Source organism: Bradyrhizobium sp. Leo170, assembly GCF_004296405.1.
In the GTDB taxonomy this organism is placed as follows: Bacteria; Pseudomonadota; Alphaproteobacteria; order Rhizobiales; family Xanthobacteraceae; genus Bradyrhizobium.
Map to the genome: position 1 here is coordinate 1 of NZ_PSRR01000066.1, position 14,394 is coordinate 14,394.

Genomic DNA, 14,394 nt, shown 5'->3' on the forward strand with positions numbered 1-14,394 from the left:
CCTCGCGGGCGCGCTGGGCGGCCTCCGATTCGACCTTGCGAACGGCCTCTTCGAGCGCCAGGCGCTCGCGGGTGATCTCGGACTCGGAAAGCGGCGGCTGGACGCCGCGGAGCTGCTGGATCAGCGCAGCCCGCGCGCGCTCATAAAGCGCGCGGCGGCTCTCACCGGGAGCATTGGGGTCCAATCCGGCGATGGCGCGGGCAATCAGCGGGTAGTAATCAGCCATTTCCATTCAAATTGGTGGGATATAGGTAATATCCCGTTAAGCCTCGAACGGATTTTGTACCAGAATAGTATCTTCGCGTTCCGGGCTGGTGGAAAGAAGCGCGATCGGACAGCCGACCAATTCTTCCACCCGGCGGACATATTTGATGGCCTGCGCCGGCAGGTCGGCCCAGGACCGGGCGTTCGCCGTCGGCTGCTTCCAGCCCTCGATAGTCTCATAGATCGGCACCACGCGGGCCTGTGCACCCTCGCCCGCCGGCAGGTGGTCGATTTCCTTGCCGTCGAGCTTATAGCCGGTGCAGACCTGTATGGTATCGAATCCATCCAGAATATCGAGCTTTGTCAGCGCCAGCCCCGTGATGCCACAGGTGCGCACCGTCTGGCGCACCAGCACCGCATCGAACCAGCCGGTGCGGCGCTTGCGGCCGGTGTTGACGCCGAATTCCTTGCCGCGGCGGCCGATTTCCTCACCGATCTCGTCCGTCAGCTCGGTCGGGAACGGGCCCTGGCCGACACGGGTGGTGTAGGCCTTGCAGATTCCCAGGACATAGCCGACCGCGCCGGGGCCGAGGCCAGTGCCGGTTGCCGCCTGTGCGGCCACCGTGTTGGAGGAAGTGACGTAAGGGTAGGTGCCGTGGTCGACGTCGAGCAGAGCGCCCTGGGCTCCCTCGAACAGGATGCGCTTGCCCTCGCGGCGCTTGAGGTCGAGCAGGCGCCAGACGGTTTCGGCGTAGGGCAGGATCTTCGGTGCCAGCGCCGTCAGCTCGCGCAGGATGCCCTTGCCGTCGACCTCCTCGAGATTGAGGCCGCGGCGCAGCGCATTGTGGTGCGCCAGCAGGCGGTCGATCTTGTGCGGCAGGGTGTCGAGATCGGCGAGGTCCATCAGGCGGATGGCGCGGCGGCCGACCTTGTCCTCATAGGCCGGGCCGATGCCGCGGCGGGTGGTGCCGATCGCGGTCACGGCGTTGGATGATTCGCGAAGTGCATCGAGATCGCGGTGCAGCGGCAGGATCAGCGTGACGTTCTCGGCGATTCGTAAGTTATCCGGGCTGACCGCGACGCCCTGCCCCTTCAGCCGCTCGACCTCATCCAGGAAGGCCTGCGGATCGAACACGACGCCGTTGCCGATCACGGCCAGCTTCGACGGCCGCAGCACGCCCGACGGCAACAGCGCGAGCTTGTAGGTCTCGCCATTGATGACAAGCGTATGGCCGGCATTGTGACCGCCCTGGAAGCGCACGACGATGTCGGCCTGCTCCGACAACCAGTCGACGATCTTGCCCTTCCCTTCGTCGCCCCACTGGGCGCCGACCACGACAACATTGGCCATTTCGCAAGCGTTCCCTGCAACACTTCAAGGTTCGATCATGATCACAGCGGAAAAGCGGTGCCGAACTTTCCGGATCATGGTTTAAGCTGCCCGGCCGAAATCACGGCGGTGGCCGCTCGCACACAGGTCGCTAACCCGATAAAGGAAGCGCTACGCTTAAGCAAGCAAGAAGGGTAGTTTTTGCGCCGTTTCGACGATCTCCAAGCCTTTGATATCCCCGGAAAATTTGTGGCCGCCGCAAGGCAGGGCCGGATCATGGACAAGGTTTAAGGGAACAGCCAGCCAGATGTCCAAGAGCACGCGCGCCACCGAGACGCTGGCAAAGCTCGGCGTGACATTCACCCTGCACGCTTATGACTATGATCCTGACGCCGAGAGCATCGGCCTGCAGGCCGCCGAGGCGCTGGGGGTGGCGCCCAAACGGATGCTGAAGACGCTGATGGCCGAGGTCGACGGCAAGCCGGTCTGCGCCGTGGTGCCGTCGGACTGCGAGGTCAGCATGAAGAAGCTCGCGAGCGCTTTCGGCGGCAAGACCGCGAAAATGATGCGGCCGGCCGATGCCGAGCGGCTGACCGGCTACCATGTCGGCGGCATCAGCCCGTTCGGGCAGAAGAAGCGCGTGCCAATCGCGATCGAACAGGCGGCGCTTAACGAGACGAGCGTGTTCGTCAATGGCGGCCAGCGCGGCCTGCAGATCGAGCTTGCGCCCGACGATGCCGCGAAGGCTGTCAGCGCGATTGTACGGGCGCTGACGGCGTAAGCGGTCTACGACGCGACGCTCAGGCTGTCGCGTGCTTGAGCGTCAGCACCTCGCCGCGCTTCGAGAGCAGCGAGAACACCAGCGACAACGGCGCCATTGCCGCCAGCAGCGCGGCGCCCGCGATCAGCGCGGCCGATGGGTTGCCCCAGGCATCCTGCAGCCGGCCGGCGGCGGAAGGTCCGATCGCCATCAGGATGTAGAAGCAGGTGAAGAACAGGCCGAAGCCAAGCGAGCGGTCGCGCGGCTCGAGCACGCGCGTCGGCAGTGACAGGATCGCGCCGGACAATGGGCCGATGGCGACGCCGAAGACCAGGCAGGCGATCGTTGGATGGATGTTTGCGACGAACAGCGCCAGCGCCAGCGCCGCCAGAAGTCCGCAAGCAATGATCGCTGCGACCGGCCGCCCCGACCGCTCGACCAGATAGCCGCCGGCGGGAATGGCAATGATGGTGAACCAGATCGCGAGGCTGACCAGCGAGGCCGCGCCCGTCGGGCTCGATCCGTGCGCCACCATCAATGGCGGCGCATAGCTGAAGAACAGCACGCAGGCGAGATTCATCGCGCCCCAGATGACGCCCGCGACCAGGACCGGGACCAGGGTCCTGACCGGCAGGCCGGTGCGCGCGGCCGCCGCGGCAGTCTCTGCCTGAACGGGACTCCGCGGCAGCAATGCGAAGGCGCCGAGCACGACCAGGGCCAACATCGCGCTCGACGCCATCACCGCCGGCCACCCCAGCGATTGTGCCAGATAGGTCTGCGCCGGCAGCGCGAGCATCGCGCCGAACGGCCAGCTCATCTGCAACAGCGACATCGCCAGCACGATCTCGCGGCCGGCGAACCAGTCGGTCGTCATCTTGGTGGCGACCAGGATTACGATGGTGGCGCCGACGCCACCGATCACGCGCGCGACCAGCGCAGCGGCGAAGCTGTCGCAATAGGACAGAGCGACGCCCGACACCGCCATCAGCGCCAGCCCGCCGAGCCCGAGCGTCGTCTCGCGCACGCGCTGGCCGATCAGGCCGGCCGGAAAGGCGACGACGATTCCGGGCAACAGATAAGCGCCGAGCAGCATGCCGAGCTGGACGTAGCTGAGCGCCAGATCGTGCATCAGGAAGTTGGTCGTGGATCCGACCGACTGGAATTGAAACCCGGTCGCCGCGCGCGCCGCGAACAGCACGGCAAGCACGATCCATCTGCGGGGCATCCCTGCCTCCCGATCAATCCTGGAGGTCGCCGCTGACGAGATTAAGGCTGACAGCGTCGGAGAATTCGGACAGTTCGTCTTCTGAGATCTCATGCAGCGAGAGCTGGAGCTGCATGATCGCGAGATCGACGAGGTGGCCCGCAAAGGACAGCCCGCCGGAAACCAGAATGTTACGCTGTTCGGTCAGTACCGGAATCACGTTACGCAAGCGACGGGCCCTCAATTCATCCATATCGATGCCCTCTCAGAGGCCGCTGCGCGGTCGCGACCAGCCAGTGGGCGGTGGTGGCGACGTCGGCGAACAACTCGATCGCCTTCGTCGCGACAAGGTGCACTGAACCAGGATCGGCATCGCGCCGCTTCCGGCTCGCGGCTGCATCGGTCAGGAAGGTGACGCGATGGCCGCGGTGTGAAGCGTCGATGGCGGTGGCAAGGCAGACCTCTTCCGCCGCCAGACCGCCGATCGCAAAGCTGCCGATCCGCGAGACGACGTCCTCGAACAGCGGATTGGCGTAGCAGGAAGGCTGCCTGCGCTCGAACACCATGTCCGCGCGCTTCGGCTCGAGACCCATGATCCAGCGCGACTGCGCCTTCCTGTCGACGAGATCCAAGCCTTCAGCCCGCCGCGTGAAGGCGATCGGCATCCCGGCATTGCGGGCGTGCTGGATCGCGGCCCTGCAGCTTTCCAGCGAGCGCTCGAGATCGTCAGCGCAACCCGCCGCCCCGCGGAAATAGGCCTCCTCCTGCAGGTCCACCATGACCAACAGCCGGCTGTTGGAAGCGCCAACATAGGGTTTGAGGTCGATCACCGGGGCCATGGCGGTCACATCGCGGCCGGCTGCGCCGCCGGGCCGCGGCCGGCGGACATTTCCAGGATGCCGGGAACGTCCCACTGTCCCTCGGGGCGGATCAGGACGTAAGGATCCTCGCCAAGGGTGATGCGCTGCGGATGCCGCTCGGTCTGAAGCTTGACCTCGACATAGTCGAAATCGGAGAACACGAATTCGCGCGAGCCAGACATGCGCTCGAAGCCGCGCTGCTCCCAGAAGCCGAGCAATCGCTTCTGCGCATGCGCATAGAGGACGTTGTAACCCTTCTTGCGGCAGAGCTCGATCGCGGCATCGACGATGCGGCCGGCGATGCCGCTGCTGCGGCTTTCGCTGCGCACCGCCAGCCGCTCCAGCTTGGCGAAATCGGCGAAGTAGCGGATCCGCAGGCAGCCGACCGGCTCGCGGCCCTGATGGCAGATCAGATGCGTCGCGGAGAAATCATTGCCGTCGAATTCCTCCTCGAACGGGCAATGCTGCTCGCCCATGTAGACGGCGCTGCGGATCGCCATCACGCGCGCCATCTCGTCCATCGAGCGCACCACCCGCACCGAAATCGGATCCGGCGGCACCGGCTTCGGCGGCGGCATCTCGTGCGAGCGATCGAGCATCTGCAGATGCGGCGCGAACAATCCGTCATAGCGGGCGCCCGGAGTGAACCCGAGCGGCTCGAGCACGCGCAGGCCTTCCTTGGTGATCGGGCGCGAATAGATGTTGATGCCCTGGTAGAGCGGGGTCGAGAATTTCTGCAGCACCAGCGGGATCGCAGCGACCGTCGGCCCCTTGGCGTGGATGCACCAGACATAGATACCCGCCGGCCGCTCCGACTGCCGCGTGACGAAGGCGAGATCGGGATTCTTGGTATCGAGCCGTCCGTCGATCAGGCGGCGCGTGCCTTCCTGCGTCAGCGGCAGCACCGCGAGGAAACCTTCGCCCTTCGGCGCGGCAATGTCGAACTGATCACGCCGCGCGATCGCCCAGAACGCGTCCGGATTATGGTTGGCGACGGTCTGAACGACGCGGTTGGTGGTCAGTCCCGGAATATCTTCCCTCGCCGCATCCATCAGCGCCGCAATCCCGGCGGCATCGACGGTGAAAATCACCGTGCGTTTCGCCAATTGCAGCATGGTCATCTTGTCGAGCGAACGGGCGGGACCCGCCCCCTGACGCCTGGTGGCGGCTTTGCGAATAAAATCGAGGTCCAGAGCAGTCATCGATCATCTCTCGCGGTTGTGGTTTTGCCGCGTTTCTGCCAAGAATAGAGGGGTGTTCCCGTTAAGCTAAAAGGCGACAAACGAGGCGATTTGTATGCACTCACCTGAGCGCAGGGGTGTTCACCACCGTGCACACCCCCCGGGCCGCATCGCCCAGTGGGATTCGGTGCGGATCTTCCTTGAGGTTGCACGGATCGGCAGCTTCCGCGCTGCAGCCCTCGAGCTGAACGCTTCGGCCAATTTCCTGCGCAAGCAGATCCTGCAACTAGAGAGTGCCTATAAAACGACATTGATCACCCGCCATGTCGACGGCGTGCGCCTGACGCCAGAGGGCGAGAAGGTGCTGGAGGCGGCGCGACGGATGGAAGAAGCCGCCTTCGGCCTCGACCGCGCGCTGAGCCAGACCACGCCGGCGCTCTCGGGCGAGGTCCGCTTTGCCATCACCGAAGGTCTCGGCACCTTCTGGGTCGCGCCGCGGCTGATCGAATTCCAGCGCGTCTATCCGGGGCTGCTCGTCGATCTCAAATGCGAGATGCGCTCCGCCGACGTGCTCAGGCTCGAGGCCGACGTCGCGGTGCAGCTCGAAGAGCCCGACAAGCCCGACCTGAAGCGCGTCAAGATCGGCCGTCTTCACGTCATGCCGTTCGTCAGCCCGTCCTATGTCGAGATCTACGGCATGCCGAAGGACCAGGACGACATCCGGCAGAACCACCGCATCGTGCTGCAGGACGCCGACCAGACCCGCGCGCAGCAGATGTACGAGCAATATGCCGGCCGCGAGCAGCTCGGCTTCGTCGCCATGCGCAACAATGTCAGCAGCGCCCATGTCTGGGCGGTCGCCAAGGGTGCCGGCATCGGCTGGCTGCCGACCTATGTGCCGGCGGTCGCGGGGCCTTTGATCCCGCTCGACATCGGCATCAATTTCTCGCTCGACATCTGGCTTGCCTATCACCCCGACGCCAAGCGGATTCCGCGCGTCAAGCAGTTGATCGACTGGACCATCCAGGCCTTCGATGGCCGGAAGTATCCGTGGTTCCGCGACGAGTTCGTGCATCCCAACGATCTGCAGAAAACCTACAAGGGGGAGCCACTGGTAAATCTGTTCGCAGGCTTCGTGAACGAAACACGCTCCAAGATCGGCTGAGCAACCCAATGAGCAAATCGACCGACGGGTACATCGATCAATTGGTGCAGGCCAAGTGGCGCGAGATCGGATTATCGCAGTCCGACCTTGCGGAAGTGCTGGGAGCAACGCCCCCGCCCCCGCCACGGACGGAGCGCACAAACGGCCGGGATGCGGTTGATATCGAGCGCCTGCGCCAGGTGGCGAGCGCGCTTGGCGTCTCCGTCGATCTCTTCAACGGCCGCGCCGCCAGCGCCGCCGCCCGGGCGCGGCGGCTGCCCGAGCCGGGCTCCGCATCGCTGCAGTCGCTGCTCGAGCTGCGCCTGTTGCGGCTGTTTCGTGAATTGCATGACGTCGATACGAAACGGATCCTCATCGAACTCACCGCACAGATCGTCAAGCGCCAGGCCGATCCTTCCGGCGAGGCCGGCTGACGCTGCCCCTCCGCGCGCCGGCGCCCCGCGAAGCAGTCACCGAAACTAGCCGACAGGCTTGCCGGGATAGAGCCCGCGCATGGTCGAGATGCAGCCAACAGCATTGCCGTCGCCGTAAAATCCGTGTCTGTGGCCTCGGCCGGGTCCTCTCACATTCCGGCCCGGCGCGTGAACCCGCCGGGCGGGCCACGGCGCCATGAACCGGGCCCGACGCATGTCTGCTTCCGAGACCACCTCTCCCGCCGGCTCCGGCAACTGGCTGGCCAACCAGCCCTACCTCTTGCTCAGCTTCACCGCGCTGTTCTGGGCCGGCAACGCCATCGTCGGCCGCCTCGCCGCCGGCCATATTGCGCCGGTGACGCTCTCCTTCTTGCGCTGGTCGCTGGCGTTCCTCTTGATCCTCCCCTGGGCCTGGCCGCACCTGAAGCAGGACTGGCCGGCGATCCGCGGCCGTCTCGGCCTGATGGTGTTGCTCTCGCTGACGGGGATCGGCGTCTTCAACACCATGCAGTACTGGGCGCTCGAATATACCCAGGCGCTGAACACGCTGCTGCTGCAATCGGCGGCGCCGCTGATCATCGCGGTGTGGTCGCTGGTCCTGCTCGGCGTGCGGCTGACGGCAGCGCAAGCATTCGGCGTTCTGCTGTCGCTTGCGGGCGTGCTGGTGATCATCCTGCACGGCGACCTCACCGCACTGTCGAAGGTCGAGTTCAACAAGGGCGACCTGATCTTCATCACGGCGCTCACGATCTTCGGGATCTATTCGGTGCTGTCGCTGAAGCGACCGGAGATCCACGGCCTGTCATTCGTCGCCTTCACCTTCGGCTGCGGCGCAGCCTGCCTGATACCGTTCCTGATCTGGGAATTGCTGACACGCCCGGTGATGCAGTTCAACGTGAGCAACCTGCTCTCGCTGATCTATGTCGCGGTGTTTCCCTCGACGCTGGCCTATCTCTGCTTCAACCGCGGCGTCCAGTTGATCGGCGCCAACCGCACGGCGCCGTTCTTCCATGTGGTGCCGGTGTTCGGCACCGTGTTGTCGATCATCTTCCTCGGCGAGCATCCGCAACTGTTCCACTTCATCGGCTTTGCGCTGGTGCTGTCAGGCGTGTTCGTCGCCTCGCGCAAGCCGAAGCCGGCCTAGGGCGTTTTGGAGCGAAGTGGACACCGGTTCGCATAGCAATCAAGTTTACGCAGATTGCTTAAACTTATCTGCGCAGGAAGTGCGTCAAAACAAAAATCAACAGCTTCGGTTCTGATTCAATCAGACCCGAAGCTGTTCTGGGCGAGATCGGGCGAAATCAGCCCTTGCGCATTTTGCTGAGCAGATAGTTGTCGTAATAGTTTTCCGCGATCTGCGTATAGAAAAGCACGTCCTTCATATACGCGTCGTGGCTCTCTTTTGTTTTCTTGAAGAGCGGGCTCTTCTCGGCAATCTCGTTCAGATAGTCCTGGGTGGCTTTGTAGCTGGCCTCCATGACCGGTTGCGGAAACGCGCGCAGCTCCGTTCCGTTCGCAATAAGCCGTTTCAGGGCCGCGGGGTTTACGCTGTCGTACTTCTCAAGCATCCAGGCGCCTGCTGCCGACCCGGCCTGGGTGAGGATCGCCTGGTATTGCTTGGGAAGCGCATTCCACTTCTCGTCGTTCACGATCATGTGCAGCATGGCGCCTCCTTCCCACCAACCGGGGAAGTAGTAGTACTTCGCCACCTTGTAGAAGCCGAGCTTCTCGTCATCATAGGGACCGACGAACTCCGCGGCATCGATCGTCCCCTTCTCGAGCGCTGGATACACATCACCGCCAGCGATCTGCTGCGGCACGACACCGAGCCTTGCGAGCACATGGCCGCCCATGCCCGCGATGCGGAACTTGAGGCCCTTGAGATCATCGACCGTCTTGATCTCCTTGCGAAACCAGCCGCCCATTTGCGTGCCGGAGTTGCCGCACAGGATGGCATGCACCTTGAAAGGCTTCAGGGCTTCGGCGCAGAGTTCGGCACCGCCGCCGAATGTCCACCAGGAATGTTGGTGGCGATGGTTCATACCAAAGGGCACGCCCGTCGCATAGGCAAGCACCGGCTCCTTGCCGATGTAGAGATAAAGCGGCGTCTGCGCGATCTCGACGGACGCGACGCTCACGGCGTCAAGCGCCTGCAAGCCGGGCACGATCTCGCCAGCCCCAAAAGTCTGGATCTGAAACTTGTTGTCTGTGGCCTCTGCCACGTATTTCGCATAGGTCTGCGCCGTGCCGTAAATGGTATCGAGCGACTTCGGAAAGCTCGACGTCAAGCGCCACTTGATCTCGGGCATCGACTGCGCGATCGCAGGTGCCGCAACCAGCGTCGTCGCGCCGGCCACGGCGCTGCCTGTGAGAAACGTACGGCGCTTCATGATGTCATCACTCCTTCGGATTGCAATTCGATTGGGCACCGCTTCCGCAGCCGGCCCGACGGCATAAGGACCTATCCCAAAGGCCCAGCCGATACCAGAGTAGCCTACGACTGACCCGGCCCAAAGCCTCGAGCCTTGGCTATCGCGTCCATTTGAGGCAGAGGCGTTTGCGCTATCCGAGCTCGAAGGTAGTGACGCCGAATATCCGCTCCAGTCGCAATGGCGGTATTGCGCCGGTATACATGCGCGCGGTCTCGAACACTGGCGCAAGGCCCAAATCTTGCGCCAGCGCGACAGCGTCGCAGTTGATGCTGGGAACGTCGAGGAAGATCTCGCCGTCGCCCACGCGGGCCAGCAAAGCCGACAGAACTGCCTCGGCGCTCGCGCGGTCGTCGGCCATGAGCGGGCCGATCTTGCGGCCCCTCCGGCACGGACGGATCACGCCCCAGCCGGCAAGCCCGCCATCGCGCACGAGCGCGCAACCGACATGCCCGGGCGAGCCGATCCAGGCGCGCAGGAACGCAGTGCGCCGAGCCGGAAACACCGTCGCGTCATACGCCTCCACGCTCGCCAACGGGACGTCGGCGAGCGTGACGACATTTGCCTGCGGCGCATCCGGAGCCGCGACGGTGCCGCCGTAACGGACGTTGGCATAAGCGAACTCGAACCCGGACTTCCTGTAGTTCTCCTGCTGCGCCACCACGCCGTCGAGCCCGATCACGCGTCGGTCAGCGTGCGCAATGGCCGCGTTCCATATGCGCAGACCGTAGCCACGGCCGCGCAGGTCTTTTCGCACGATGTAGAAACCGAGAAACGCGAAGCTCTCATCGTAATTGACGCAGGAGACGGTCGCGATCGGAGCGCCGTCGAGTTCGCCGATGAAGAAGCCTTCCGGATCGGCAGTGGCGAAGCAGGCAGCGTCGGCGAGGCCCGGATTCCAGCCTTCGGCCGCCGCCCAGTCCAGGGCAATAGAGATTTCGTCCGGCCGCATCGTCCGGATGCGCAGGCCGCTCGTGGCGGGCGATCGTACGGATGGACTCATGAAACGATATCACCACGAGTGAGCTGTTACCGGCAACCAAAGAAACGCCATGGCCGCGGCGCCCGGGATTCCCTGGAAAACATCCGCTTCTGGCTTGAGAGCCGACGACTACCGCTTAGGCCTTTGCCACATCGGCTGTTAGGGTCAGAGCGGACATGAAGCAGCGAAGTCTCGACGGCCGCTTGTGACCCTGAGCAGAAGTCCCATCGGTTGTTTGATCTCCAGCGGCGGCAGTGACTGTGTTCGGTCTATCTATCCGCCCCATCGTCGCACTTAGCTTGGCGGGCCTTAGTCTTGAGAATTAGGGTCAGTTCCGTTGACGAATCGCGCGAACTGACGCCGAAAGCGCACGCGAGTGGCGTTCGTGAAGATCGACAACGCCTGATGAAGGGTGTTCACTCTCGGAGAAGAGATCCGAGGGAGGTCTCCAATAACAATAGACACATTCATTGGTTCATAGGGAGAAACGAGATGTCCTTCGTCGCGCGACGATTGGCGGCGTTTTCGACCGTCATCATAATGCTTGCCGCCAGCGGAGGCAGCGCACTTTCCCAGAAGAAATACGATGCCGGCGCAACCGACACCGAAATCAAGATCGGCAACATCATGCCCTACAGCGGGCCGGCGTCGGCTTACGGCACTACAGGCAGGACCGAGGCGGCCTATTTTCGCAAGATCAACGGCGAAGGCGGCATCAACGGCCGCAAAATCAACTTCATTTCCTATGACGACGGTTACAGTCCACCAAAAGCGGTCGAGCAGGCGCGCAGACTGGTTGAGAGCGACGAGGTTTTCCTGATCTTCGGCTCGCTTGGCACGCCGTCCAACACTGCCATTCAGAAATATATGAACGCGAAGAAGGTGCCGCAGCTGTTCGTGCAGACCGGCGCGACCAAATGGAATGATCCGCAGAACTTCCCGTGGACTATAGGTTGGTCGCCCAACTATCAGAACGAGGCGCGGATCTACGCGAGGTATATTCTGAAGGAAAAGCCGAACGCCAGGATCGCGGTCCTCTACCAGAGCGACGACTATGGGAAGGATTATCTCAAAGGCCTGAAGGATGGCCTCGGCGCCAAGGCTGCGTCGATGATCGTTGCCGAGGACGCCTATGAGGTGGCCGAGCCGACCATCGACTCGCACGTCGTCAAGATGAAGTCGCTCAATGCCGACGTATTCGTCAACATCACCACGCCGAAATTCGCGGCGCAGGCCATCAAGAAGGCAGCCGAGATCGGCTGGAAGCCACTGCACGTCCTCAACAGCGTCAGCACCTCCATCGGTGCCGTCATCAAGCCCGCCGGCTTCGAAAACGCACAGGACATCATTTCGGTGGCCTATCTGATGGACCCGCTCGACCCGCAATGGAAGGATGATCCCGGAATGAAGGTGTTCGACGAATTCCTCGCCAAGAATTTTCCCGAAGGCAATCGGGCTGATAGTCTGGTGATGACAGGCTTCAATATGGCCCAGACGCTGGTTCAGGTACTCAGGCAGTGCGGCGATAACCTCACGCGCGAGAACGTGATGAAGCAGGCTGCAAACCTCAAGGACTTCAGGACCACCAACCTGCTGCCCGGCATCAACATCAACACCAGCCCGATCGATTTCGCGCCGATCAAGCAGGTCCAGCTCAGGAGGTTCAAGGGCGAGAAATGGGAGCTGTTCGGGCCCATGCTCAGCAGCGAAATCGGAGGCTAGAGCGCTTTATTCGATCATAGCGGCGGATGTCGATCTTATGGGTTATCGCGTGGCTGCGGATGGTGGTGGCGCTGGTTGCTGCGAAGGCTATTCGATCAGCACAGCTGATCTTGGGGGCGGGCCGGGAATTTAGGCCCATCGCAGTGTGGCAACCGCTTCGGAAAGTAGTAAGCTCAGAATCGCCCGACGCCTCGCGCGGAGGTCCCCATGAGAGTTCCGGACACCCTACGCGCCAAAAGCGCTGATGTTCGCAGGCTCCTCCCCCACCCGAGCGCGGTTAGTCTGGTCGTTTGGAGGGTGCTGTGATCTAGAGGGTACTGTGATCGAGCAGCGGGTTCAAAGGCGACTAGCGGCAATCTTGGCCGCCGATGTGGTCGGTTACTCCGCGTTGATGCAACGCGCTGAGGAAGCTACCTACGCCGAGTTCGAGCGACTCAAGCGAGAATTGATCGAACCTAGCCTCTCCCGCCACGAAGGAAGACTTATCAAGACAACGGGTGATGGCGCGCTCGCTGAGTTCGCGAGTCCCTTAGCCGCGACGAGATGCGCGGTCGAGATACAGGATCATCTCGCCCTGGGCAGCAGTCCCCTAAGGTTGCGCGTCGGGCTCAACCTTGGTGACGTTATCGTTGGGCAGGACGGTGACCTCTACGGCGACGGGATCAACATTGCTGTCAGGCTGGAGGGGATCGCTGATCCGGGCGGCATCCTGATTTCCGAAAAGGTGTACAGCGAAGTCGAAGGCAAGCTGGACGTTGGTTTAGAGGATCGCGGCGAGCAGCAACTCAAGCACATCTCCAGGCCGGTCCGCGCATACGCGGTAAGTACGGGACCGCGTCGCGCGCTGACCGAGAGGCTGAGTTCGGCCCCTCCGCTCCCCGACAAACCATCCATCGCCGTGCTGCCGTTCCAGAACATGAGCGGCGACCCCGAACAGGACTACTTCGCCGATGGAATGGCCGAGGACATCATCACGGCGCTGTCCCATTTCAAGGCGCTGTTCGTCATCGCCCGCAATTCGAGCTTCACCTACAAGGGGCGCGCCGTCGACGTGAAGCAGGTTGGGCGCGAGCTTGGGGTGCGCTACGTGCTGGAAGGCAGCGTTCGCAAAGCGGCCAACCGGGTGCGCATCACGGGACAGCTCGTCGATACCGCCACCGGGGCACATCTTTGGGCCGACCGGTTTGATGGCGGGCTCGGCGACATCTTCGATCTGCAGGACCAGGTGACCGAGAGCGTTGTCGGGGCGATCGCGCCGGTGGTGGAAAAAGCCGAGATCGAGCGTGCCAAGCGCAAGCCGACCGAGAGTCTCGACGCCTATGCCCTCTATTTACGCGGGTTGGCCAGGCTTTATCAGTATGGTAGCCGGCAAGTGAACGACGAGGCATTGCGCCTGTTCAAAAGCGCGATCGAGCTCGACCCCGATTTTGCCTCCGCCTACGGCCGTGCCGCCTCTTGCTACCACTTTGCCAAAGTCAATGGCTGGTTTTCAGACACAGCAAACGAGATTGCCGAAGTGAAGAGGCTCGCCCAACGGGCGGTTGAGTTGGGCAAGGATGACGCGACCGCGCTCGCCGAGGGCGGGCGTGCAATAGCGTATGTCGTTCGCGATCTCGAGGTAGGCGCCGCCTTAATCGATCGTGCGCTTGTGCTCAATTCCAATTCGGCTGAGGCATGGCACTACGGCGGCTGGGCAAAAACCTTTCTCGGCGAGCACGAGGCGGCGATCGAGCGCTTCGCGCGTGCTCTGCGCCTAAGCCCATTTGATCCGCGGGTGACAGGAATGCGGGTTGGGACCGCGGTCGCCCATTTCTTCCTGGGCCGCTATGACCAAGCGGCATCGTGGGCGGCAGTGGCATTGCAGGACAATCCGGACCATCAATCTGGATTACGCGTCGCCGCCGCAAGCAATGCAATGGCCGGACGGCCGGAGCAAGCACACAAGGCAATGGCTCGGCTGCGGCAACTCAATCCCGCGCTACGTGTTTCCAATCTCAAAGACGTGCTGGGCCCTTGGCACGCCGAAGGCCTCTCGCGATACGAAGAAGCATTGCGGCGAGCTGGGTTGCCGGAATGAAATCGGAGCCAAGTGCTTATCTGCGCAACGAGGTGATCGAATGAGCGCGACTTCCGCTGTTGGCCCT

13 protein-coding genes and 1 pseudogene are annotated in these 14,394 nt (G+C 63.0%); 6 read left to right on the forward strand and 8 right to left on the reverse strand.

The window, feature by feature from the left end; genetic code table 11:
* Positions 1 to 226: pseudogene (locus CWO89_RS14135) on the reverse strand (hypothetical protein); the annotation flags it as partial.
* A 36-nt stretch (positions 227 to 262) separates the two neighbouring features.
* Positions 263 to 1,555, reverse strand: coding sequence for an adenylosuccinate synthase (locus CWO89_RS14140; RefSeq protein WP_130579370.1), 1,293 nt, complete (start codon positions 1,553 to 1,555; stop codon positions 263 to 265).
* A gap of 286 nt (positions 1,556 to 1,841) precedes the next feature.
* Here CWO89_RS14140 and ybaK point away from each other — a divergent pair, with 286 nt between their 5' ends.
* A complete protein-coding gene (gene ybaK, locus CWO89_RS14145) occupies positions 1,842 to 2,315 on the forward strand; it encodes a Cys-tRNA(Pro) deacylase (RefSeq protein WP_130579372.1) in 474 nt (157 codons plus the stop codon).
* Between the two features lie 19 nt (positions 2,316 to 2,334).
* Here ybaK and CWO89_RS14150 read toward each other — a convergent pair whose 3' ends face one another.
* From CWO89_RS14150 to CWO89_RS49115, 4 genes are read right to left on the reverse strand one after another with little or no spacing between them, the layout of a single operon-like run.
* Positions 2,335 to 3,519 (reverse strand): MFS transporter, encoded by a 1,185-nt coding sequence (locus CWO89_RS14150; RefSeq protein ID WP_165421139.1) that lies wholly within the window; start codon positions 3,517 to 3,519, stop codon positions 2,335 to 2,337.
* Between the two features lie 13 nt (positions 3,520 to 3,532).
* Entirely contained in the window at positions 3,533 to 3,727 is a 195-nt protein-coding gene (locus tag CWO89_RS14155; RefSeq protein ID WP_463699463.1) for a hypothetical protein, read from the reverse strand.
* A 16-nt stretch (positions 3,728 to 3,743) separates the two neighbouring features.
* Positions 3,744 to 4,337, reverse strand: a complete 594-nt coding sequence (locus CWO89_RS14160; protein WP_130579378.1) for a cysteine hydrolase family protein — start codon at positions 4,335 to 4,337, stop codon at positions 3,744 to 3,746.
* 5 nt (positions 4,338 to 4,342) lie between these two features.
* Positions 4,343 to 5,560 (reverse strand): GNAT family N-acetyltransferase, encoded by a 1,218-nt coding sequence (locus tag CWO89_RS49115; RefSeq protein WP_349017029.1) that lies wholly within the window; start codon positions 5,558 to 5,560, stop codon positions 4,343 to 4,345.
* A gap of 94 nt (positions 5,561 to 5,654) precedes the next feature.
* On the opposite strand from CWO89_RS49115, the gene CWO89_RS14170 reads away from it, so the two are divergent.
* The 3 genes from CWO89_RS14170 (at position 5,655) to CWO89_RS14180 (ending at position 8,261) form a co-directional block, all read left to right on the forward strand.
* Positions 5,655 to 6,704, forward strand: a complete 1,050-nt coding sequence (locus CWO89_RS14170; protein ID WP_130579380.1) for a LysR family transcriptional regulator — start codon at positions 5,655 to 5,657, stop codon at positions 6,702 to 6,704.
* An 8-nt stretch (positions 6,705 to 6,712) separates the two neighbouring features.
* On the forward strand, positions 6,713 to 7,117 hold the full coding sequence (locus tag CWO89_RS14175; RefSeq protein WP_130579381.1) for a helix-turn-helix domain-containing protein: 405 nt from the start codon (positions 6,713 to 6,715) through the stop codon (positions 7,115 to 7,117).
* A gap of 214 nt (positions 7,118 to 7,331) precedes the next feature.
* Positions 7,332 to 8,261, forward strand: coding sequence for a DMT family transporter (locus tag CWO89_RS14180; protein ID WP_130579383.1), 930 nt, complete (start codon positions 7,332 to 7,334; stop codon positions 8,259 to 8,261).
* A gap of 157 nt (positions 8,262 to 8,418) precedes the next feature.
* Here the strand turns inward: CWO89_RS14180 and CWO89_RS14185 are convergent, their stop codons facing one another.
* Together CWO89_RS14185 and CWO89_RS14190 are read right to left on the reverse strand one after the other, a co-directional pair.
* Positions 8,419 to 9,507 carry a TRAP transporter substrate-binding protein gene (locus tag CWO89_RS14185; RefSeq protein WP_130579385.1) on the reverse strand — a complete coding sequence of 363 codons (1,089 nt, stop codon included), beginning with the start codon at positions 9,505 to 9,507 and terminating at the stop codon, positions 8,419 to 8,421.
* Between the two features lie 172 nt (positions 9,508 to 9,679).
* A complete protein-coding gene (locus tag CWO89_RS14190) occupies positions 9,680 to 10,549 on the reverse strand; it encodes a GNAT family N-acetyltransferase (protein WP_245476196.1) in 870 nt (289 codons plus the stop codon).
* A 471-nt stretch (positions 10,550 to 11,020) separates the two neighbouring features.
* Here CWO89_RS14190 and CWO89_RS14195 point away from each other — a divergent pair, with 471 nt between their 5' ends.
* Together CWO89_RS14195 and CWO89_RS14200 are read left to right on the forward strand one after the other, a co-directional pair.
* Positions 11,021 to 12,250, forward strand: a complete 1,230-nt coding sequence (locus CWO89_RS14195) for an ABC transporter substrate-binding protein (protein WP_130579387.1) — start codon at positions 11,021 to 11,023, stop codon at positions 12,248 to 12,250.
* Between the two features lie 358 nt (positions 12,251 to 12,608).
* Entirely contained in the window at positions 12,609 to 14,327 is a 1,719-nt protein-coding gene (locus CWO89_RS14200; protein WP_245476202.1) for an adenylate/guanylate cyclase domain-containing protein, read from the forward strand.
* Positions 14,328 to 14,394 lie beyond the last annotated feature (67 nt).

Bases quoted from the DNA above. Each gene is read 5' to 3' on its own strand.
- CWO89_RS14140 (WP_130579370.1), bottom strand. From the start codon at position 1,555: ATGGCCAATGTTGTCGTGGTCGGCGCCCAGTGGGGCGACGAAGGGAAG.
- ybaK (WP_130579372.1), top strand. From the start codon at position 1,842: ATGTCCAAGAGCACGCGCGCCACCGAGACGCTGGCAAAGCTCGGCGTG.
- CWO89_RS14150 (WP_165421139.1), bottom strand. From the start codon at position 3,519: ATGCCCCGCAGATGGATCGTGCTTGCCGTGCTGTTCGCGGCGCGCGCG.
- CWO89_RS14160 (WP_130579378.1), bottom strand. From the start codon at position 4,337: ATGGCCCCGGTGATCGACCTCAAACCCTATGTTGGCGCTTCCAACAGC.
- CWO89_RS49115 (WP_349017029.1), bottom strand. From the start codon at position 5,560: ATGACTGCTCTGGACCTCGATTTTATTCGCAAAGCCGCCACCAGGCGT.
- CWO89_RS14170 (WP_130579380.1), top strand. From the start codon at position 5,655: ATGCACTCACCTGAGCGCAGGGGTGTTCACCACCGTGCACACCCCCCG.
- CWO89_RS14175 (WP_130579381.1), top strand. From the start codon at position 6,713: ATGAGCAAATCGACCGACGGGTACATCGATCAATTGGTGCAGGCCAAG.
- CWO89_RS14180 (WP_130579383.1), top strand. From the start codon at position 7,332: ATGTCTGCTTCCGAGACCACCTCTCCCGCCGGCTCCGGCAACTGGCTG.
- CWO89_RS14185 (WP_130579385.1), bottom strand. From the start codon at position 9,507: ATGAAGCGCCGTACGTTTCTCACAGGCAGCGCCGTGGCCGGCGCGACG.
- CWO89_RS14190 (WP_245476196.1), bottom strand. From the start codon at position 10,549: ATGAGTCCATCCGTACGATCGCCCGCCACGAGCGGCCTGCGCATCCGG.
- CWO89_RS14195 (WP_130579387.1), top strand. From the start codon at position 11,021: ATGTCCTTCGTCGCGCGACGATTGGCGGCGTTTTCGACCGTCATCATA.